The following is a 20,873-nucleotide window of genomic DNA, read 5'->3' on the forward strand; positions in this document are numbered from 1 at the left end:
ACGCCCTCAAACAGAGATGCGGTAGGGCAACGAAAATGCCGGGCGAGACGGTTCACGACGCGCATTCGGTGGTCGCCACGATCCAGCCGGCGATCGCGCTGATCGGGCTCGGCATCCTTGCCGCGCTCGGCTCGCGCGCAATGCGGCTCAATCCGATCGTCGGTTACATCGCGCTCGGCCTTGGCATCGGCGCGCTCGGCTTTCGCGAGGCGTTCGACGGGCCGGTGGTCGCCGCGATGGCGGAGGCGGGAATCATGTTCCTGCTGTTCAACCTGGGCCTGCATTTCTCGCTCGGCCGCATCCGCGAGGAAGCGGCCAACATTTTCGGTTTCGGCAGCCTCCAGATGCTGGTGGCCGGCGGGGCCTTCATCGCCCTGTTCCTCGCCTTCGGCCTGCCGGCCGAATTCGCGGTTATCGGCGGCTTTGCGATGGGCCTGTCCTCGACCGCGGTGGTCATCGGGCTGGTGCGCGAGCGCGGACAGGAGGATTGCCCGGTCGGGCGGGCCGCGCAGTCGATCCTGATCTTCCAGGATATCGCCGCGATCCTGCTGCTCATCGCCGCAGGCGCCCTGGGGAGCGGCGGGGCAGTGCTGCCCGCACTGGGCCTTGCCGGGGTCAAGGCGCTCGCCGCTTTCGGTGTCGCGGTGCTGTTCGCACGATACCTGACAGAGCCCCTGTTCCGCCTGATCGGGCGGCTGGGATCGAGCGAGGTTTTCACCGCGACCGCCCTGTTCCTCGCACTGGCGGCGGGTTGGGCGGCGGGTGTTTCGGGCCTGTCGCTTACGCTCGGGGCGTTTCTGGGTGGGATGGCGGTGGCCGATTCGCCCTGGCGGATCATGGTCCAGAGCGAAATCGAGGCGTTCAGGGGGCTGTTCCTGAGCTTCTTCTTCATCTCGGTCGGGCTGATGATCGACCCTGCGGTTCTGGCGGCGAACTGGGCGCTGGTGCTGGCGGCGGCGGCCGGGCTGGTGGCTATGAAATGCGCTTTCAACGTCGCGGCCGCCCTCGCCAATCGCTGGTCGGTACCGGGATCGGTTCAACTCGGCTTCCTGCTCGGCCAGGGCAGCGAATTCGCGCTCGTCCTGTTCGCGGTGCCGGCGGTTGCGGGGCTGGTGGAGGAGCGCCTGATCGCGATTCTCGTGACCGCCATCGCCATCAGCCTCGCACTCACCCCGGCAATCTCCGCGCTGGGGCGCAGGCTGGCGGGAAAACTGCGCACCGGCCCGCCCGATGCGAAGCTCGCCGGCGACGACGCGCCGGTCGTGGTGATCGGGCTGACGGGCGCGGGCCGCGCCGTTGCCGATGCGCTGGGGCAGGAGGCGATCGGCTATCTTGCGCTCGAGCCGGATCATGACCGCTTCGAGATCGCCCGCGCCGATGGCTACCGGGTGCAGTATGTCAATCCGGCCGATCCGCGCAGTTGGGACGCGCTCGGCATGGCACGGCGCGAAATGGTCGTGGTGGCAAGCGGCAATGTCGCCGCTTCGCGTGCGCTGACCCCGCTGGTGCAGGAGCGCTTCCCGACAATCGCCCGGGTCATCGCGCTTCCCGATGCCGACATGGCGGGAGAATTCGCCGCGCTCGGCATGATTCCGGTTGCCGCCGGGGGCGAGCAAGGTGCGGAGCGGCTGATCGAGGCGGTGTTCGCCGGGCTGGGGCGCAAGCGGCGCCATGCCGGGGGCCGGGCGGGAGCGGAGCCTTCCGCCGCGCTTGCAGCCTGATGCGTATGCCTAGCCTTCGTTCAGGCGTTTCCTGATTTCCTTGCCCGCCTTGAAATAGGGCACACGCTTCGCCGGAACCTCGACCGTTTCGCCGGTGCGCGGATTGCGGCCGGTGCGGGCCTGTCTTTCACGCGTGGAAAACGCGCCGAACCCGCGCAGTTCGACCCGCCCCCCTTCGGCGAGGCGCTGGGCGATCTCGTCGAAGAAGATGTCGACGACCTGCTCGATCTCCTCCGCGCGCAATTCGGGATTGTCCCTGTGCAGCGCCTGCAGCAATTCGGATCTGATCATTTCGCCCTCCCGGCTGCAGCGCGGCGACAATCGCACTGTTCCGAAGTCCCCTGTCCAGGCCCTGACCCGACGGACCCGCTCGAACTGCGATGACTGCCAGAGGATTGCGCCTCCCGCAAGCGAGACAGGCCCTCGAAAACGGCGATTTCAGGCCTTTTGCGGGTTGTGAACGCTCACTTACGCTCTGCCAGCTGCGCGATGTCGAGCCCGAGCCGGTCCATCCGCTCGCGCAGGTCGGGCCATTCTTCCTGAAGGAATCGCTCACGTTCGGCCCGGCGCAGGCGTTCCGCCGCGCCCTTGACGACATACATGCCGACCCCGCGCTGGACCTCGACGAGGCCGTCATTCTGGAATTGCTGGTAGGCTTTCGCGACGGTCAGCGGGTTCGCGCCCTGTTCGGCAGCGAGCGCGCGCACCGAGGGCAGCATCGCGCCTTCGGGATAGTCGCCCTCCATGATCGCAGCCGCGATCCTGTCGCGCAGCTTGAGATAGACCGGGCGGGCCTGGTTCATGTGTCGTGTCCCTGACGCCTGCGAGCAACGCGGCGCACGGTGCTTCAGTGCCATAACACAGCCACGCGCGTCAAGGCGAGTGCCCTGGCCTGCGGGACAAGGCGCGCGCCTCAGGCGAGGTTCAGCCGGGCCTTGCGAGCGGTGCCTGTAATCGAGGCTTCACATGGCGCGCATTGCCGCTAGTGTGCGCCGCTTTCGGGCCGGTTCGGGGAGTTCCGGCACAGACGGGGATATTCTGGGATCATGATCGAAGGTCTTTTCTTCACATTCGACAGCGCGTTCGAGATGTGGGCGTTTCGCGGGGCGTCTGTCGCGCTCGCGGCGTTCCTGCTCGGCGGGCTGTTCCTTATCACGCGGCCCGAACCGGAGGTGGTCGGCCACCCCAAGGGCCTGTTCGTGCTGTTCCTGGCCGAGATGTGGGAGCGCTTTTCCTATTACGGGATGCGCGCGCTGCTGATTTTCTATCTCGTCCAGCACTGGCTGTTTTCCGACAGCGAGGCCTCGATCATCTACGGGGCCTACACCGCGCTGGTCTACATCACACCGGTCGTCGGCGGCTATCTCGCCGACCAGTTCCTCGGCCAGCGCAAGGCGGTGCTGTTCGGCGCGATCCTGCTGACACTCGGCCACTTCTTCATGGCCTTCGAAGGCAGCGGTGGTCAGGACGATCCGTTCATCTTCATCTTCTGGATGGCGCTCGCGCTGATCATCGTCGGCTCGGGCTTTCTCAAGGCCAACATCTCGGTGATCGTCGGCCAGCTCTACGATCGCACCGATATCCGCCGCGATCCGGCCTATACGATCTTCTACATGGGAATTAATGTCGGCGCGGCGACCGCGTCGATCATCTGCGGCTATCTTGGCCAGACCTATGGCTGGCAATACGGCTTCGGCCTTGCCGGGGTGGGCATGCTGATCGGCCTCATCTTCTTCGTGCTGGGCAAGCCGCTGCTGATGGGCAAGGGCGAGCCCAAGGACCCGGCCCGCATCGCCGGGGGCAAGGAATGGCTGATCTACGGCGCGGGTCTTGCCATGGTGCTGCTGTGCTTCGGCGCGATCCAGTTCCAGGAAATGGTCGGCTACGTGCTCGGCACGTTCGGCGGCGCCCTGGTGCTTTACGTGCTGTGGATCGCGGTGGCCAAGCTGCCCTCGGAAGAGCGTGACCGGATTTTCGCGGCGATGTTCCTGATCTTCGTCTCGATCGTGTTCTGGGCGCTGTTCGAACAGGCGGGCTCCTCGCTCAACCTGTTCACCGACCGCCATGTCGACACGCAGGGCGTCAATGCCTCGATGTTCCAGTCGATCAACGCGATCTACATCGTGCTGCTCGCTCCGGTCTTCGCGATGGTCTGGCAGGGGCTCGCCTCGCGCGGGCTGGAGCCGTCCGCGCCGATGAAGTTCGGGCTGGGCGTGGTGCAGGTCGGGCTCGGCTTCCTGGTGCTGGTCTGGGGCGCGACCAGCGTCGGTGTCAACGTGCCGACGCCGGTGCTGTTCATCTTCCTGATCTACCTGCTGCACACGACCGGCGAGCTGTGCCTGTCGCCGGTCGGCCTGTCGGCGATGAACCGGCTGAGCCCTGCGCACATGGCCTCGCTCATCATGGGGACGTGGTTCTTCGCCTCGGCGACGGGCAACTTCGCCGCCGGCCTGATCGCGGCGGCAACCGGCGCGGAAGGCGTCGGCGAGGAAGCGGGCAAGCAGGTGGTGCTCGACGTCTACAACACGGTCGGCCTGTACGCGGTCGGGATCGGCATCGGCGTGATGATCATCAGCCCGCTGATCAAGAAGCTGATGCATCTCGACACGCTCAAGGACGATACGATCGACGATGACCTCGAAGGCCAGAGCGCGGCCGGGCTCGAGGCTCAGGAGGGCGGTATCCGCCCGGCGACGCGTCCGGCGGAGTGATTGCCCGCGAGGGATGACGGGCGGGGCCGCGGATCGGCTCCGCCCGCTCCCTGCGGAGCCCACCTGTCCGATTAAGTTTACATTTTTTGCTGTCCAATAAGGTTTACAGCCCGGGTGTCGCGGGTCTAGGCTTCCCCAGCGCGAGACTAGGGGACTGTATTGATGCGTTTTCGAGGACACCCGGCCCGTCCGGCCAGCATCGGCGTGATCGCCGGCCTGTGCGGGGCGATGGCCCTGGCGGGCTGCACCACGACCGGATCGGCCAATGCAAACGCCCAGCGCGCCGCTGCCGATGACGGTGAAACCTACGCCGCCAGCACCGAAAGCGACGGCCCCTACGCCTCCACCTACCAGGCCTATCCCGGCGTTCCCACGGCGCTGGTCGGCGCGGTCGTCTATGACGGGGCGGGAGGCAAAATCGAGAACGGCACGGTGCTGTTTCGCGACGGCAAGGTCATCGCGGTGGGCGATGCCTCGCTTTCGGCCGAAGGCTACCGCGTGATCGATGGCGCGGGCAAATATGTCACCCCCGGCATTATCGACATCCACTCGCATCTCGGCGACTACCCTTCGCCCAGCGTCGATGCCCATTCCGACGGCAACGAGGCGACCAGCCCGACAACGCCCGATGTCTGGGCCGAACATTCGGTCTGGCCGCAGGACCCCGGCTTCTCCCGCGCGCTTGCCAATGGCGGAGTGACGGCGCTGCAGATCCTGCCCGGTTCGGCGAACCTGATGGGCGGGCGCTCGGTGACCCTGAAGAACGTGCCCGCGCGCACGGTGCAGGGGATGAAGTTTCCCGGCGCGCCCTATGGCTTCAAGATGGCCTGCGGGGAAAATCCCAAACGTGTCTATGGCGGGCGCGGGCGCAAGCCTTCGACCCGGATGGGCAATTTCGCGGTCAATCGCCAGACCTGGCTCGCCGCGATCGATTACGCCAATTCCGACAATCCCGAGCGCGACCTCGCCAAGGAGACGCTCAAAGGCGTGCTCGACGGGGATATCCTCGTACACAATCACTGCTACCGCGCCGACGAAATGGCCTTCGTGATGGATATGGCCAAGGAGATGGGATACCGCGTCACCGCCTTCCACCACGCGGTCGAGGCCTACAAGATCGGCGACCTGCTGCGCGAAAACGGCGTGTGCTCCGCAATCTGGGCGGACTGGTGGGGCTTCAAGATGGAAGCCTATGACGGCATCCTTGAAAACGCCGCGCTCCTGCAACAGGCGGGGGCATGCGTCGTCATCCATTCCGACAGCCAGGACGACATCCAGCGATTGAACCAGGAAGCGGCCAAGGCGCAGGCCGCAGGCCGCCGCATGGGGATCGCCATTTCCGATGCCGAAGTGATCGGCTGGATCACATTGAACGCGGCGCAGGCCATGGGCATCGCCGAGATGACCGGCAGCCTCGAAGCCGGCAAGATGGCCGATGTGGTGCTGTGGAACGGCGATCCGCTGTCGGTCTATTCGCGGCCCGAAAAGGTCTGGATCGACGGCGCGCTGATGTTCGACGCGCTGGACCCCAAGCGCCGCCCGGTGAGCGATTTCGAGCTCGGCCAGCCCGGCGCGGGAGATGTGAAATGAACCGGCTCCTTGCACCCCTTTTCCTTGGCGCGGCCTCCGCACTCGCGCTCGCCAGCACTCCCGCGCTCGCGCAGGACGTGGTCATCACCAATGCGAAAGTCGTGCTTGGCGACGGATCGGAGCCGATCGAAAACGCCGCCGTGATCGTCGAAGACGGCGAAGTGGTCTTTGCGGGCACGCCGACGCCGGGACAGACCTTCGCCAGCGACACGGTCATCGATGCGAACGGGGCATGGGTCACACCGGGCCTCTTCGCGACGGTCACCACGCTGGGCCTGTGGGATGTGGGGGCGGTCAGCCAGTCGAACGATCAGCGCGCGCGCCGCTCGCCTTTCAGCGCGGCGCTCGACGCGGCGCCGATCGTCAATCCGAACTCGCAGCACATCCTCGTCCACCGCGCCGCCGGCATCACCCGCGCGGCGACGACGACCCTGCCTTCGGCCTCGATCTTCGCCGGTCAGGGCGCGCTGATCGATCTCGGGTCCGATCCCGAGCCCGTGATGCAGCCGCGCGCCTTCCAGATGGTCGAGATGGGCGAAGGCGCAGGGCGCATAGCGGGCGGCAGCCGCGCGGCGGCGCATGCGCTGTTCCGCAACGCGCTGAAGGAGGCGCAAAGCTATGGCGAGGCAGCGCGCATACCCGGACAAAGCGCCTCGCGCCGCGACGTGCGCACCGGCGACGATCTGCCGGTCGATCCGCGCCTCGCGGGCCGCGAGACCGACCGGCCGAACGACGTGCTCCTTACCCGTTTCGACGCCGCCGCCCTCGTCCCCGTCGTGCGCGGCGAGCAGAAGCTCTATGTCGCGGTCGAACGCGCCGCCGACATCCGCGCCGTGCTCGCGCTGAAGGAGGAATTCCCGCGGCTCGACTTGGTGCTCGTCGGCGCGAGCGAGGGCTGGCTGGCGGCAGAGGAGATCGCGCGCGCGGGCGTGCCGGTGATCGCCGACAGCCTCGATGACCTTCCCACCGGGTTCGACCAGCTTGCCGCGACACAGAGCAATATCGGCCGCTTGATGCGGGCCGGGGTCGAGGTCGCGCTCAATGCCGCCTCGATGGAGAACCCGCGCCGCCTGCCGCAATATGCGGGCAACCTCGTCGCGCTCACGCGCGTGCCGGGGGCGAGCGGGCTGTCCTGGGGGCAAGCCTTCGCCGCCATCAGTTCGATTCCGGCCGAAATCAGCGGGCTGGGCGGGCGCGCAGGGGTGCTCGCGCCGGGCGCTCTGGGCGATATCGTGATCTGGGACGGCGACCCGCTCGAGGTGACGAGCGTGCCCACCCGCGTCTTCATAGAAGGCGTCGAACAGCCGATGGACAGCCACCAGAGTCGCCTCAGGGAGCGTTACCGCGATCTCGATGAAAGCGAATTGCCCAAGGCCTATGACTGGTAGCTGACGCGCCGCGTCTTCCGGGCTATGATCGCGCCACCTGCCGTGGGGGGATTATGGAATCGGGCCTCGTCCTGCTGATCGCCGCGAATGTCGCTTTCGTCGGTACGCATTTCCTGATGTCGCACCCGCTGCGGCAGCCAATGGTCGGCAGGCTCGGCGCGGGCGGGTTCCAGATCGCCTATACGATCGTGAGCGCGGCGACGCTCGCCTGGGTCTATTTCGCCTACAAGGCCGCGCCCGCGGGCGACCTGCCTGGCTCGGGAGAAATCGGCTGGATCATCGCCACCGTGCTGACCTTGCCGGCAACGGTGCTGCTGGCCGGATCGCTGTTCGGCAACCCGGCGCTTCCCGTCCCCGGCGCCGAGGCGCAGGCCCGCGCCGAGCCGCGCGGCGTGTTCCGCGTGACCCGTCACCCGATGATGTGGGGCATCGGGCTGTGGGCGCTCTCGCACATCGTCCTGTTCACCAACTGGCGCAGCGTCCTCACCGCCTTCGCCATGGGCGTGCTCGCGCTGGTCGGGGCGCGGTTGCAGGACGCAAAGAAGGAGCGGCTAATGGGCGAGGCGTGGGCCGAATGGGAGTCGAAAACGAGCTATTGGCCTCGGCTCGGCCGGCTCCTGTCCGCTCGCCCGGTGGCATGGGGGCTTGGCATTGTCCTGTTTTTTGGCCTGTCCTGGTTGCACCTGCGCGCGGGCGGTATCCCGGCGGGGGTGTGGCGCTGGATTTGAGGGGCTGTCAGCCCGACCCCAATGCGATGACGAAAGCGACGATGGCGATGAAGCCGATAAGCAGCGTCACGATACCGGGGCCGCCTTTCCCGGGTGAGACAGGTTCATAGGTTTCAGCCCGGGCAGCTTGCGGCCGGACCGGGTCACGCGGCGGCGGCGGCAGATGCTTGTCGAACCACCGTTCGAGCGCGCGCTCGAGGTCCTTGAGCGGTCCGCGCAGGGCCTCTTCGGCAAATTCGTAGCGGGCCGTTGCCGCATCGCCGTGGACGGTGACGCAAAGATCGGGATCGCGTTCATGGCTCACCGAGAGTTTGAACGTCGCGGGGCCGGTCCATTCCATTCTTACCAACTGGCCCGTGCCGAGTTGGACAATCCTCCGCTCCCTGCGCGTATCTTCGATATAGGCGAAGGGGAGCCATTCATTGTTGCGCCGCTCGATCTCGCCATGAGCGAAGGCATAACGCCCATCCGGGGAAAGGATCGGGGGATCTCCAGGCTCCATCGCTTCACTCTCCCCTGAACACCGCCTCGCGCTTCTCGATCAGTGCGGCGACGCCTTCTTCGTGGTCGGCGGTGTGGTGCATCATAGCTTGCGTGTTCGCCGCCATTTCAAGTGCGGTGTCGTAGCTCACCTGGCTTCCCTGCCGCAGCAGCATCTTCGACTGGCGCAGCGAATGGGGCGGCATTTTCGCGATGCGCGCCGCCAGCGCGCGGGCCTCGTCCATCAGTTCGTCCGGCTCGACCACGCGGCTGACGAGGCCCCAGTCCTGCGCCCTCGCGGCGTCGATCACGTCCCCGGTGAAGAACAGCTCCGCCGCGCGGCTCATGCCGATGACGCGCGGCAGGATCCACGTGCCCCCGTCACCCGGAATGATGCCGAGTTTCAGGAAGGTTACGCCGAATTTCGCTTTTTCGGACGCGATGCGGATATCGGCAAGGCAGGCAACGTCGCAGCCCAGCCCGATCGCCGGGCCGTTGACCGCCGCGATCACCGGCACGCGCAGGCCGTGGAGCGCGCGCAGCATACGGTGGATGTTGTCGCGGTATCCGTCGGAGATCGCAGGGGGAGTCCCGCCGAACGTACCCGACTTGTCCCGCATCGCCTTGATATCGCCGCCCGCGCTGAAGGCCTTGCCCGCCCCGGTCAGGATGACGCAGCGCACGTCCATGTCGGCGTTGATCGCCTGCGCGACGCGCGCGAATTCCTCGCCGTCGCCGGGCGCGCCGAGCGGGTTCATGCTCTCCGCGCGGTTGATGGTGAGCGTGGTGACCGGGCCGTCGGCGGCGATGGTGAGCAGGGACATGGGACTGGCTTCCTTTCGCGCCCTGTCATGCCAGCGCCGCGCGGCCCCGTCACCCGGCTTCGTCACCCTTGCGGGCGGGGATCACGGGTCGCCGGGGGCCGGGTAGCTCTCCTGCTTGAGCAGCCTTGCCACGTGCGCCGCGTTGGCGGCAAGGCTGCGTGCGGTCGTCGCGATGGGCGTGGGCACTTCGCCCAGATCCTTGAAATCGGTCGGATGCATCGCCTCGCCGACCCAGTAGCACGAACCCATTGGCGGGATCGTCCAGCCGACATCGGACAGCGCCTGAAAGCTTTCGGCGGCGACATGGTGGGCCCCGTCCTCGTTGCCGACCACGCCGACCACTGCGACCTTGCCATAGGGCGGATAGCGCCCCTCATGGTCCGCCTCGCCGAGAAAGGCGTCCATGCGTTCGAGCACACGCTTTGCAATGCTGGAAGGCTGGCCGAGCCAGATCGGGCCGGCGAATATCAGGATATCGGCGGTGAGAACCTTTTCACGCAAGGCAGGCCAGGCATCGCCCGGCCCTTCGTCGGACAGAACGCCGGGCTTCACGTCATGGTCGGCGACGCGGATCGTCTCGGCAAGCGACACGTCTTCTCGCGCGAGGTGATCGGCGATGAGCGCGATCATGCGGTCGGTCGATGACGGTTCCTCCGCGCTCGAAGGCTTCAGGCTGCAATTCAACGCGATGGCGGACAGGGGTTCGGAAAGGGTCATGGGCGTCTCCTCTTTCAAGAGGAGACGGGTGGGCGCGGGTGCGGGTTCCTTGCTCAGGCGGGGCCTTAGAGGAACCGCTTCGCCAGAAAATTTAGATTAGATCAAACCAATCCCGCTTTATCTGTACTTCTTCGACCAATTGAACCTCGACTCCCAATCGTAAGTCTTTCAATTTTTCGCAGAGACTCACTCCATCGATCAAATCTATGGGGGGAGCGCCATCTCGCGTGGCCTCTCGACGCGCCTCAGCCGTAAAGGTGCCTGTCGTAATGAAGAGCCCTTTATCGGTTCGACCCATCATTGCGCCTCGGAAATCGCGCACTTCTCGCGGAGTGACCGATCCCGCGTATCGTTTGCACTGGAAAAGAACGTGGAAGGACATGAGACTAAGTTGAAGAATCCCAGTCCCGTCAATCCCGCCATCCCCAGCTTTACCAGTGACCTCAACTTTCACAAATCCCGACTCTCTTAGTAACCGCTTGGACAGTCGTTCAAACGCGTCTGGAGCCATCTTTCGAAGCACATCCAAGAGGTCATCGCGCCAATCGGTTTGCGCATCTGCAGCGCCGCCATCCGAGACAGGCTGAGAGCGCGTCAGATATTTCTTGTGATCTTTGGCCCGGAGCTCGCTTATTCTTATCTTTAGTTCTTCAGGCGTCGCGTGTTCGCCAGCTTCAGTCAAGCTCCAGACGCCACGCGCACTGTTCTCGACGTAGCCGCAGCGACGAAGAGCAGTTCGAGCCCAAGCCAGTCGATATTCAAGTTCGGAACGGCCAGTCTCGCCGTGAGGTAGCGCGGCGACTCCTTCGGGAACATCCTGTTCCTCGATCACCTGCGTTAGATGTTCTGCAATCGAGGCCGAGCCCCCTAGATTTCGAAGCGCTGCGAGAGCAGGCCAGTTCAACTCATCGTATGTCGGGACCCGCTCAGTGAACGGAGCCTCGTCATAGTTGGGCATTAGGCCCGCGCCTCTTCCACGCTCGCCGAATTGTGCTTCAGTGCTTTCAGCACCGTATCGACGATGTGCGGCGCGTTCAGCCCGGCGATGTCGTACTGTTTTTCGGGCGCGTCCTGGTCGATGAAGATATCGGGCAGGCGCATCGTGCGGATTTTCAGGCCCGCATCGGTCAGCCCTTCGTCGGTGGCGAAGGTCAGGACATGCGCGCCGAGCCCGCCGATCGAGCCTTCTTCGATCGTCACGACGACTTCGTGATTGCGCATCAGCCTCGCAATCAGCTCCTCGTCCAGCGGCTTGGCAAAGCGCATGTCGGCGATGGTGGTCGAAAGTCCCTTGGCCTCGAGGGTGTCGGCGGCCTTCTTGGCCTCTTCGAGCCGCGCGCCGAGCGAGAGGATCGCGACCTTCGCGCCCTTGCTCCCATCGCCGCGCACGATGCGACCCTTGCCGATCGGAAGCTTTTCGAGCTGCTCGGGGATGGGCACGCCGGTGCCCGCGCCGCGCGGATAGCGCAGGGCAATGGGGCCGGAATCGTGCTCGACCGCGGTGTAGGTCATGTTGGCGAGCTCGGCCTCGTCCGAGGCGGCCATGACGACGAAATTGGGCAGGGTCGCCAGATAGGTGATGTCGAAACTGCCGGCATGGGTCGATCCGTCCGCCCCCACCAGCCCGGCGCGGTCGATGGCAAAGCGAACCGGCAGGTTCTGGATCGCGACATCGTGCACGACCTGGTCATAGGCGCGCTGGAGGAAGGTCGAATAGATCGCGGCGAAGGGGCGCATCCCCTGCGCGGCCAGCCCGGCGGCGAAAGTCACGCCGTGCTGTTCGGCGATGCCGACATCGAAAGCGCGGTCGGGATGCCGCTTGGCGAAGCGGTCGACCCCCGTGCCCGACGGCATGGCCGCTGTGATCGCGCAGATGCGGCTGTCGGTGTCGGCAAGGTCGGCGAGCGTGTCGCCGAAGACGTTCTGGTAATTGGGCGGGCCGCCCGCGCTTTTCTTCTTCTCGCCGGTGACGACGTTGAATTTGGGCACGCCGTGATACTTGTCGGCGCTTTCCTCTGCCGGGGCATATCCCTTGCCCTTGGTGGTGACGACATGGATCAGCACCGGGCCTTCGGAGGTATCGCGGACGTTCTCGAGAACGGGCACGAGATGGTCGAGATTGTGCCCGTCGATCGGGCCGACATAGTAAAAGCCCAGTTCCTCGAACAATGTCCCGCCTGTCACCATTCCGCGGGTGTATTCCTCAGCCTTGCCGATGGCGCCGTGCACCCGGCGGCTCATCTTCTTGACCGCGCGGCTCGCAAGGCTGCGCAGGCCGAGATACTCGCTCGAGGAGACCATGCGGGCGAGATAGGCCGACAGGCCCCCGACCGGTGGGGCGATAGACATGTCGTTGTCGTTGAGGATGACGACGAGGCGATTGCCCGCCTGCGCGGCGTTGTTCATCGCCTCATAGGCCATCCCTGCGCTCATCGCACCGTCGCCGATCACCGCGATGCCGCGCCCCGGCTTGCCCGAAAGCTTGTTCGCCATCGCAAATCCGAGCGCGGCGGAAATCGAGGTCGAGGAATGCGCCGCGCCGAACGGGTCGTATTCGCTTTCGCTGCGCTTGGTGAAACCCGACAGACCGCCGCCCTGGCGCAGCGTGCGGATCCGGTCGCGCCGGCCGGTGAGGATCTTGTGCGGATAACACTGGTGACCCACGTCCCAGACGAGCCGGTCCTCGGGCGTGTTGAAGACGTAATGGATCGCCACCGTCAATTCGACCACGCCCAGCCCCGAACCCAGATGGCCGCCCGATACGCTGACCGCGTCGATCATCTCGCTGCGCAATTCGTCGGAAAGCTGGCGCAGCTGATCGGGTTCGAGTTTGCGAAGCTCGTTCGGTGTCGGGACCTGGTCGAGCAGTGGGGTGACAGGTGGATTGGTCATGATTTCAGGCTTTACAGAGTCGAATCGCGCCTGTCGATGAAGGCGTGTTCGTTACAACAGGACATCCTTACAACAGGACAGGGGGAATCCCGCGCGGCTTACGTGCAGTCGCCGCAGCGGCCGCGAATTTCGAGCACCGGGCGCTTCACATGGAAGCTTTCCGACTGGGCGAGCGCACGCAGGGTGCGACTGACATGTTCGTCGTCGATATGCGTCGCCTCGCCACACTCGTCGCAGACGAGAAAGATGCAGTCATGCTCGCAGCCGGGGTGGCTGTTGGCGAGATAGGCGTTCGAGCTTTCCACCCGCATGGCGAGGTTGTTGGCCACGAACAGGTCGAGAATGCGATAGACGCTGTTGGGAGCGACCCTCTTGCCGCGAGCGCTCGAGAGATTGTCGGCGATGTCGTAGGCCGAGACCGGGCGATCGTGCCGGGCGAGTTCGGCGAAGACCGATTCGCGCATGCTCGTCCATTGCTCGCCGCCTTCCGTCAGCGCGGTGCGCGCAGCGGTGACGAGGCTTTCGCCGGTATGTTCGACATGCGCGTGATTGCTGTGCGCATGGGTGTGTGCGTGCTGTGCCATGGCCGTCCTATAGGCCCGGCGCGCGGGCTTCGCCAAGCGGCTTGTGAGGCCGGCCACTGGCGCGATCAGACGGCGTCCCGCAAGAAATCGGCACGATAATCGCGCGGGAACATCGCCTTCAGGGCCTCGACCTTGGGCCTGTCCCAGCGCAGGATGTAGCCGTGGCGCGGATTCTTCGCCATGAAATCCTGGTGATAGCCTTCCGCAGGGTAAAAGCGGCGCTGCTTCTCTATCTTCGTGACGATCGGGCGATCCCAGATCCCCGCCTTTTCGAGCTGGGAGAGATAGGCTCTCGCGACCGCTTCCTGTTCCCCGCTCGTCGGGACGAGCGCGGTGCGGTAATGCGATCCGACGTCGGGACCCTGCCGGTTCAGCTGGGTCGGGTCGGCGACCACCGAGAAGAAGATGCGCAGCAATTCGTCATAGCGCACCTGGTACGGGTCGTAGGTGATCCTCACCGATTCGGCGTGGTTCGTCATGCCGCTGGTGACGATGGAATATTTCGCGTTCTTCGCCATGCCGCCGTGATAGCCGGAGACGGCCGATTTCACGCCCTTCACATGGCTGAACACGCCCTCGACGCCCCAGAAGCAACCGCCCGAAAAGATCGCCGTCTTGAGCCCCGCGCCTTCCTTGGCGATACGCTTGGCGGCAGGCGCGTCGACCGGTTCCTCGGCGGCGAAGGCGGGACCCGCGCAGCCGCTTATCGCGAGCGCAGCAGCGAGAATGGGGGCGAGGACGCGATTCAATCGGCCTCTCCGGACATGGGAGCGAGGACGAATTCGGGCGCGGGTTCGAGCGCTTCGAACGGCTGCGCGGCATGAGCGAGCGGGGCGATCTCACCTCGCGGCGCCTGTGCATTGGCAACGCCTACGCCGATCGCGGCGATCACGAAGCCGATGGCGAAATTGCGGTAAAGGTCGTTGGCGAAAAATCGCATCGGGTGTCTTTCGTCGTCTTGTCCGTTGCCGTGCAGGGCATCCTTGCCGCAGGTTCGCTTGCAATCCGGTGAACGCCGCGTTGGAGAATGTCTTTCCTGCGACCGGTTGTTTCCTATTTGGCGAAGCTACGCCGCGAACGGCCACGCAGATGCGAAACGCAAGGGCCCGTCTTCGCGCGAGCGAAGCTGGCCCGGGGGCCGAAGCAGGGTGCTCGATGCGGTGAAGCGCTTCTTCGTCGAGGCTGCTGCCGTTGCAATATCCCGGTCTGTCCGCCTGTTCAGTGCCGGAAGTGACGCATTCCCGTGAATACCATGGCAAGCCCGGCCTCGTCGGCGGCGGCGATGACTTTCTCGTCGCGGATCGAACCGCCCGGCTGGATCACCGCGGTCGCGCCCGCCTCGGCTGCTGCCAGCAGACCGTCGGCGAAGGGGAAGAAGGCATCCGAAGCGACCGCGCTGCCTTTGGTGCGGGCTTCGTCCCAGCCGTAAGTCTCGGCCGCCTCGCGCGCCTTGATCGCCGCGATGCGCGCCGAATCGCGGCGGTTCATCTGCCCTGCGCCGATCCCGGCGGTCGCCCCGTCCTTCACATAGACGATCGCGTTCGACTTGACGTGGCGCGCGACGGTCCAGGCGAAGAGGCAGTCCTTGAGTTCCTGCTCGCTCGGCGAGCGCTGGGTGACGACGCGCAGGTCCTCGCCGCAGACCGCCCCGTTGTCGCGCCCCTGGATGAGCATACCGCCCGCAATGCTTTTCATCGCAAAGCCTTCCCGGCGCGGATCGGGCAGCGCCCCGCATTCGAGCAGGCGAAGGTTCTTCTTCCTTGCGAACACCTCGCGCGCCTCTGCGCTGACCGCGGGAGCGATCACGACCTCGGTGAATATGGCGGCGATCGCCTCCGCCGTCGCTCCGTCGAGCTCGCTGTTGACCGCGACTATGCCGCCAAAGGCGGAAACGCTGTCGCAGGCGAGCGCGGCTTCCCATGCCTCGAGCAGGGAGGTCCCCTGCGCGACCCCGCAGGGATTGGCGTGCTTGACGATAACCACGGCCGGGTCCTGCCCCGCGAATTCGGCGGCGAGTTCGAGCGCGGCATCCGCGTCGTTGAGATTGTTGTAGCTGAGCGCCTTGCCCTGCAATTGCTTCGCCTGCGGTACGCCCGGCGCGCCGATCAGCTGCGGGACATAGATCGCCGCCTGCTGGTGCGGGTTCTCGCCGTAGCGCAGCGTATCCTCGCGCCGGAATGCCAGCGGCATGGTTTCGACGAAGGGGGTGGCGGCCAGCGCCTCGGTTCCCAGCGGGTGGGTGAAGGCGTCGGCGAAAGCGAACCAGTTCGCGATCGCCGCATCATAGGCGGCGGTGCGGGCATAGGCCTTGCCCGCCATGCGGATGCGAAACGCCTCCGAGGTCGCGCCGTCAAGGGCCTCGATTTCCGCGATCAGCGCGCCGTAATCGGCGGGATCGGTGAGGATGGTGACGGCCCCGTGGTTCTTCGCCGCCGAGCGGACCATGGACGGCCCGCCGATATCGATGTTCTCGATGATTTCGGCCCGGTCCGCGCCTTTCGCCACCGTCGCCTCGAAGGGGTAGAGATTGACGACGACGAGGTCGATCGCGCCGATGTCGTGTTCCGCCATCGCCGCGCGGTGCTCGGCATTGTCGCGCAGGGCAAGCAGGCCGCCATGGACCTTGGGATGGAGCGTCTTGACCCGCCCGTCCATCATCTCGGGAAAGCCGGTGAGGTCGGACACGTCGCGCACCTCCAGCCCCGCGTCGCGCAGGGTCCGCGCGGTCCCGCCGGTGCTCACCAGCTCGACCCCGCGCGCTGCCAGGGCCTTGCCGAGATCGGCCAAGCCGGTCTTGTCGGACACCGAAAGCAGCGCCCGCTGGATCTTGGTCGTGCTCACGAAATGCTACCCCGTCTTTCTCAGCAGCCAGGAGAACTGCCCCCCGCCGCGCGATGTCAGCCCCTCGACCACGAGTTGCCCGGTCGGATGCGGGCGTCCCTGCCCATCGACCCACAGGCTGTCCTCGATGGCGAGGGCGATATCGCCCGCTGCGGCACTATCGCCGCGCAGGCGGAATTGCCAGAGTTTCCCGTCCGCCGTCAGCAGGCTCGCACCGCGCCCGTCCTCGGACAGCCGCGCCTCGACACCCATGCCGAGATGGAACCGGATCGCGAAGCCGATCTTGCCGCGCTTGCCCCGGCGCGCGGCGGGCACGAGGATGTCCTCTCCCGCCAGTTCGGTCCCGTCGGCGCGCAGCGAGAGGACACGGGCGTGGGTGAGGCCGAAACGCGCGGCATAGCCGTCGTGACTTGCCTCGATGCGCACGCCGTCCTTCCCGTTCTCGCCGAGCAGGCGGCGCTCGACCTCGACCGTCTCGACCCCGCGCCCGAGCTTGCCGTGCAATTCGACTGCGGTCGAATTGGCGTTGTCGAGAACGAGCGTCGAATGGGCGGCGCTGGCGCGCAGGCCCCGCCCGATGCGCGCCGGGACCAGCCCACCGGACAGCGCGGCCCCGCCGCAATTGACGATCACGCGCGCCGGGCCGTCGGACAGCTCGAAGGCGAGCGTCGAGGCGCTGGCGCAGCGGGCATGGCGCACGCGCGGCGGGGGCGCGGCGTCGAACTGGACCTGCGTCTCACCCCCGCGCAGGCGGTGAAACCCCCAGTGATCGGCCTCGGCAAGCGGCCGGGTGCGCACGCCGCTCGCCTCGATCACCCGGGCGAGCCGCGCCGCGTCGATCGCGGCCTGCCCCTGCCAGCTGCCGAGACCGCCATCGCCGTGACGCAGGGCCAGCAAGGGGGGCACGAGCAATTCGCGCATCACGAACAGCGCCTCCGGCGGCTCGACCGCGACCGCTTCATAACAGGCGAGACAGTCCGTGAGCAGCCGGATCGCTTCCATCTGCGCTGCCGGACAGCGGGAAAGCACGCCGCCGTCCTCGCCCACCATTTCGCCCAGCGCGCGGATCAGGCCCGCTTCGCCATAGAGCCGTCGCGGGCGGCCGTCTGGAAGCAGCAGCCCCGCCGCCGTGACTCCGGCCCAGCCCGCGACCTGGCCCAGCCCCGCACCGCTCGAGGCTGCCTTGCGGTCGAGCCAGTCGGCGGTGTCGGCGATCGCTTCGAGCAGGCGCGGCTTGACCGCGGGGTCATGGCCCGAAAGCACGAGCGGCGCATGGACCAGCCAGGCGAGCAGGCGCAGCCCCGCGAGTTCGACATCCCAGGCCGCTCGGCGTCCGGGGGCCGGATGGGCGTCGAGCCAGCGCGCGGCGATCCGTTCGGCCACCGGCACGCAATCGGCGCGCGGCGCGCTCGCCGCGAGATCGGCGAGCCAAGAAAAGGAATGCACCGCCCGTTCGATGGCGGGGGCAAGGCGGCTGGAACCCGTGAAATCGAGACCGGCGATCGACTGCCTTACCCCGTCCCCCATGAAATACCCGGCGCGCAGGGCCTTGCCCGCCGCGCGGTCGCCGGGAACCGCGCCCTTGACCGTCGCCAGGACCCGCAGCGGCGTCGCCCGCCGGAACGGCGCGGCGAGAGCCTGGCGCGGCACGCCGAGCCGGTATGCCATGCGGATGAGCGTTTCGCCCGCGCGCGCCTTCGGCGCGATCACATCGGACAGCGCCAGCGCCCGGGATGTCTCCGGCGGGGCGGGTGCCACCTCTTCGCCTGCGGCTTCGGCGGCCGGTTCGGCCCGCAGCGGAAGGGGAAAGGCCGTCATCCCGGCCTTGTCCGGGGTCTGGTCGGCGACGTCTTCCGGCGCCGTGTCCTTCTGACCCGCGAAGAGGCCGTCCATCATGCCTCTCCCCTGAGAGCGGCGATATTGGCGGCATAGCGCTCGGGCCCGCCCTTGAACGTCGCCGATCCCGCCACCAGCACGTCGGCCCCCGCATCGACGCATTGCCGGGCGGTCTCGGGATTGACCCCCCCATCGACCTCGAGGTGGATGTCGCGCCCCGTCGCATCGATCATCGCCCGCACCCGTTCGATCTTGGCGAGCTGCGAGGAAATGAAGCCCTGCCCGCCGAAACCGGGATTGACGCTCATCACGAGGATAAGATCGACGAGGTCCATCAGGTTGTCGAGCACCTCCACAGGCGTGCCGGGATTGATGACCGCGCCCGCTTTCTTGCCGAGCCGCCCGATCTCCTGCAGCGTGCGGTGGACATGGGGGCCCGCTTCGGGATGGACGGTGATGATATCCGCGCCCGCTTCGGCGAAAGCCTCGAGATAGGGATCGACCGGAGCGATCATCAGGTGGACGTCGAAGGGCTTGTCGCTATGCGGCCGCAGCGCCTTCACCACGGAGGGGCCGATGGTGATATTGGGCACGAAATGGCCGTCCATGACATCGACATGGATCCAGTCCGCCCCGGCCGCGTCGATCGCCCGCACTTCTTCGCCCAGCCGGGCGAAATCGGCGGACAGGATCGATGGGGAAATCAAGGGTGCGGGCATAATCCTCTCGCTGCGCGCTTTTCTGCGCGCGACCATCGCACTACCGGAGGCGCGAATCGCGTCACAAGCATGCTAGACGCGCTTTTCCACCGTCATGCAACGCTGCGCGGCAGGCCGGGCGGAAGCGCGGTTAAGGCGCAATTCACGCGCCCTTTGCCAGATGCATTGTCACACGAATGAGACATTCGGATGGCCTGCTTCAGGATGCGGGGCGCGGGGAGCAGACGGCCCACCGACCACGAATTTCACGACAGGTTTTCAAGCACAGGGGCCAAGCATGGTTTCACGGCGGATTTCCACGCAGACCGCGCGTTTTCGCAAGCAATCGCGCATGGGCGCACGCCGACCGGCAGCGGGCATCGCCGCGCTCGGCCTGGCGGGCGCGCTTGCTTTCGCCGCCGCTTCGCAGGCCCGGGCCGAGCAGACCTATGGCGTCAAGATCGACAATGACATGAGCCAGTGCGCCCCGGGCAAGGGCCCGGCCGTGCGCCTGCGCATCACCGGGCTGAAATCGGGCGCCGGCAACCTGTTCGTGCGCACCTACTTTGCCAAGGGGAGCGATTGGCTGCGCTCCAAGCGCTATATCCATCGCATCGACATGAAGCCGCGCAAGGGCGTCACCTATGCCTGCGTGCCGCTGCCGCGCGCAGGGAGTTATGCCATCGCGGTGCAGCACGATGCCAACGGCAATCGCGAAAAGGACTTTTCGACCGACGGCGCGGCCATGTCGGGCGATCCGGAGATCCGCACATTCCTCGGTCTCCCGCTCCCGCCCTCGCTCGACGATACGACCTTCCGGGCGAAGGACGGCGTCACCCTCATGACGGTACGGATGCGCTACATGGACTGAAGGCGGCCGGTCTTGGGGGACGCTAGGAGCGGCCCCGGGCACGGCGATGCCGCCACAGCGCGAAAAGCACGCCCGGCGCGGCCATCAGCGGATGTTTCTCCCGGAAGGGCGTAATCTCGACCGGCATCCCGGTGTGACGCTCGATCTTCCAGGCGGCATAGCGTGCCGCGCCTTCGAAAGTCGTGCTCGCCTTGACGAGGCGGGTGAAATTGAGCGGCTTGCCGATCCGCGCGCGCCGTTTCCACCAGCGCAGCACGGCACGGCGTTCACCCGCCGCCATGTGCGGGGCGATGCGTTCGCCGTCGCTCGAAACACCGATCCCCGCCGCCTCCAGAGCGAGCGGGAGCAGGCCGTCGAAGTGATCCGCGTTCACGCCGAGGATATCGTTCTCGCGCCCCGGCTTCTCGACCCGGAATTCGGCGCGGTAGGTCGCCCGGAACAGCGCGCGCCAGTAATCGGTAGGCAGGCCCCGCTCCGGCCCGAGCGCGGCGGCAAGCCGCGCGGCGGTGATGGCGGCGCATGCGAGGGCCTGCGCGACTTCGCCGCGCGCCGCCTCGTCCGCGGCCCATGCGAGGGCGCTCGGCTGGACGAATCGGGCCCAGATCGTCGTGTCCCTGCGCACACCACGGGCTGCCTCGGCAAAGGTTGCAAGGCGCATCGTCGCAACCTTGGCGCGCAGTGTCAGGTCGTCTTGTGATCGCTCACTATAGCTGACGCGTGGCCAGATGCGCGGCTCGCCAGCCGCCTCGCCCGGCAACAGGACGTAGAAATCGAGCACCCCCTCGAGCGATCCCGTGCGCAGGTTCGATCCGTAGAAAAGAACCGCCCGCGCGCCCGCTTCCTCACCCAGCTCGGCCGCGAAAGCGCGCACTGCAGGATCCACTCTGGCTGCGAGCCGCCCGGCGATCCGGCCGCACAGCGCAGCCTCGGCCCAAGCGCGTCTTTCGGGAGCCGCACGCGGCGCGGCCTCGGCGGGCATGACCTTTCTCCGG

General features: G+C 66.6%; 20 protein-coding genes. 6 read left to right on the forward strand and 14 right to left on the reverse strand.

Annotation, left to right across the window (positions count from 1 at the left end; translation table 11 throughout):
* Positions 1-35: 35 nt before the first annotated feature.
* Positions 36-1,721: a cation:proton antiporter domain-containing protein gene (locus RIB52_RS01820; protein WP_350172320.1), complete on the forward strand. Its 1,686-nt coding sequence runs from the start codon at positions 36-38 to the stop codon at positions 1,719-1,721.
* 9 nt (positions 1,722-1,730) lie between these two features.
* On the opposite strand, the gene RIB52_RS01825 is transcribed toward RIB52_RS01820, so the two are convergent.
* Positions 1,731-2,042, reverse strand: coding sequence for an integration host factor subunit beta (locus RIB52_RS01825; protein ID WP_350172322.1), 312 nt, complete (start codon positions 2,040-2,042; stop codon positions 1,731-1,733).
* Positions 2,043-2,185: 143 nt separating this feature from the next.
* Positions 2,186-2,524 carry a GntR family transcriptional regulator gene (locus RIB52_RS01830; protein ID WP_350172324.1) on the reverse strand — a complete coding sequence of 113 codons (339 nt, stop codon included), beginning with the start codon at positions 2,522-2,524 and terminating at the stop codon, positions 2,186-2,188.
* Between the two features lie 243 nt (positions 2,525-2,767).
* Between RIB52_RS01830 and RIB52_RS01835 the strand changes: the two genes are divergently transcribed.
* From RIB52_RS01835 to RIB52_RS01850, 4 genes are all read left to right on the forward strand, one after another.
* Positions 2,768-4,432, forward strand: coding sequence for a peptide MFS transporter (locus tag RIB52_RS01835; protein WP_350172326.1), 1,665 nt, complete (start codon positions 2,768-2,770; stop codon positions 4,430-4,432).
* Between the two features lie 228 nt (positions 4,433-4,660).
* Positions 4,661-6,022, forward strand: coding sequence for an amidohydrolase (locus RIB52_RS01840; RefSeq protein WP_502879466.1), 1,362 nt, complete (start codon positions 4,661-4,663; stop codon positions 6,020-6,022).
* Positions 6,019-7,410: an amidohydrolase family protein gene (locus tag RIB52_RS01845; RefSeq protein ID WP_350172331.1), complete on the forward strand. Its 1,392-nt coding sequence runs from the start codon at positions 6,019-6,021 to the stop codon at positions 7,408-7,410. Before RIB52_RS01840 ends, RIB52_RS01845 begins: the two co-directional genes overlap by 4 nt.
* A 53-nt stretch (positions 7,411-7,463) precedes the next feature.
* Entirely contained in the window at positions 7,464-8,138 is a 675-nt protein-coding gene (locus tag RIB52_RS01850; protein ID WP_350172333.1) for an NnrU family protein, read from the forward strand.
* A gap of 7 nt (positions 8,139-8,145) precedes the next feature.
* On the opposite strand, the gene RIB52_RS01855 is transcribed toward RIB52_RS01850, so the two are convergent.
* The 11 genes from RIB52_RS01855 to rpe all read right to left on the reverse strand — a co-directional run bounded on the left by RIB52_RS01855 (position 8,146) and on the right by rpe (position 19,031).
* Positions 8,146-8,640 (reverse strand): hypothetical protein, encoded by a 495-nt coding sequence (locus tag RIB52_RS01855; RefSeq protein WP_350172335.1) that lies wholly within the window; start codon positions 8,638-8,640, stop codon positions 8,146-8,148.
* Between the two features lie 4 nt (positions 8,641-8,644).
* Positions 8,645-9,442: a crotonase/enoyl-CoA hydratase family protein gene (locus tag RIB52_RS01860; protein ID WP_350172337.1), complete on the reverse strand. Its 798-nt coding sequence runs from the start codon at positions 9,440-9,442 to the stop codon at positions 8,645-8,647.
* An 81-nt stretch (positions 9,443-9,523) separates the two neighbouring features.
* Complete coding sequence (locus RIB52_RS01865) at positions 9,524-10,159, reverse strand: flavodoxin family protein (protein ID WP_350172339.1); 636 nt, start codon at positions 10,157-10,159, stop codon at positions 9,524-9,526.
* A 91-nt stretch (positions 10,160-10,250) separates the two neighbouring features.
* Positions 10,251-11,117 (reverse strand): restriction endonuclease, encoded by an 867-nt coding sequence (locus RIB52_RS01870; protein ID WP_350172341.1) that lies wholly within the window; start codon positions 11,115-11,117, stop codon positions 10,251-10,253.
* The gene (gene dxs, locus RIB52_RS01875; RefSeq protein ID WP_350172343.1) at positions 11,117-13,051 is read right to left on the reverse strand and encodes a 1-deoxy-D-xylulose-5-phosphate synthase; all 1,935 of its coding nucleotides are present in this window, start codon (positions 13,049-13,051) and stop codon (positions 11,117-11,119) included. Before dxs ends, RIB52_RS01870 begins: the two co-directional genes overlap by 1 nt.
* A 98-nt stretch (positions 13,052-13,149) precedes the next feature.
* Positions 13,150-13,635 (reverse strand): Fur family transcriptional regulator, encoded by a 486-nt coding sequence (locus RIB52_RS01880; RefSeq protein WP_350172345.1) that lies wholly within the window; start codon positions 13,633-13,635, stop codon positions 13,150-13,152.
* A gap of 65 nt (positions 13,636-13,700) precedes the next feature.
* Complete coding sequence (gene msrA, locus RIB52_RS01885) at positions 13,701-14,384, reverse strand: peptide-methionine (S)-S-oxide reductase MsrA (RefSeq protein WP_350172347.1); 684 nt, start codon at positions 14,382-14,384, stop codon at positions 13,701-13,703.
* Positions 14,381-14,575 (reverse strand): hypothetical protein, encoded by a 195-nt coding sequence (locus tag RIB52_RS01890; protein ID WP_350172349.1) that lies wholly within the window; start codon positions 14,573-14,575, stop codon positions 14,381-14,383. Before RIB52_RS01890 ends, msrA begins: the two co-directional genes overlap by 4 nt.
* 278 nt (positions 14,576-14,853) lie before the next feature.
* Positions 14,854-16,476 (reverse strand): bifunctional phosphoribosylaminoimidazolecarboxamide formyltransferase/IMP cyclohydrolase, encoded by a 1,623-nt coding sequence (gene purH / locus RIB52_RS01895; RefSeq protein WP_350172351.1) that lies wholly within the window; start codon positions 16,474-16,476, stop codon positions 14,854-14,856.
* A 6-nt stretch (positions 16,477-16,482) separates the two neighbouring features.
* The gene (locus RIB52_RS01900; RefSeq protein ID WP_350172353.1) at positions 16,483-18,372 is read right to left on the reverse strand and encodes a heparinase II/III family protein; all 1,890 of its coding nucleotides are present in this window, start codon (positions 18,370-18,372) and stop codon (positions 16,483-16,485) included.
* On the reverse strand, positions 18,369-19,031 hold the full coding sequence (gene rpe, locus RIB52_RS01905) for a ribulose-phosphate 3-epimerase (RefSeq protein ID WP_350172355.1): 663 nt from the start codon (positions 19,029-19,031) through the stop codon (positions 18,369-18,371). Before rpe ends, RIB52_RS01900 begins: the two co-directional genes overlap by 4 nt.
* Before the next feature lie 331 nt (positions 19,032-19,362).
* Between rpe and RIB52_RS01910 the strand changes: the two genes are divergently transcribed.
* Positions 19,363-19,881 (forward strand): DUF2141 domain-containing protein, encoded by a 519-nt coding sequence (locus RIB52_RS01910; protein WP_350172357.1) that lies wholly within the window; start codon positions 19,363-19,365, stop codon positions 19,879-19,881.
* 22 nt (positions 19,882-19,903) lie between these two features.
* On the opposite strand, the gene RIB52_RS01915 is transcribed toward RIB52_RS01910, so the two are convergent.
* The gene (locus RIB52_RS01915) at positions 19,904-20,860 is read right to left on the reverse strand and encodes a hypothetical protein (RefSeq protein ID WP_350172359.1); all 957 of its coding nucleotides are present in this window, start codon (positions 20,858-20,860) and stop codon (positions 19,904-19,906) included.
* Positions 20,861-20,873 lie beyond the last annotated feature (13 nt).

The sequence above is a fragment of the Erythrobacter sp. genome (genome assembly GCF_040217515.1).
Classification (GTDB): Bacteria; Pseudomonadota; Alphaproteobacteria; order Sphingomonadales; family Sphingomonadaceae; genus Erythrobacter.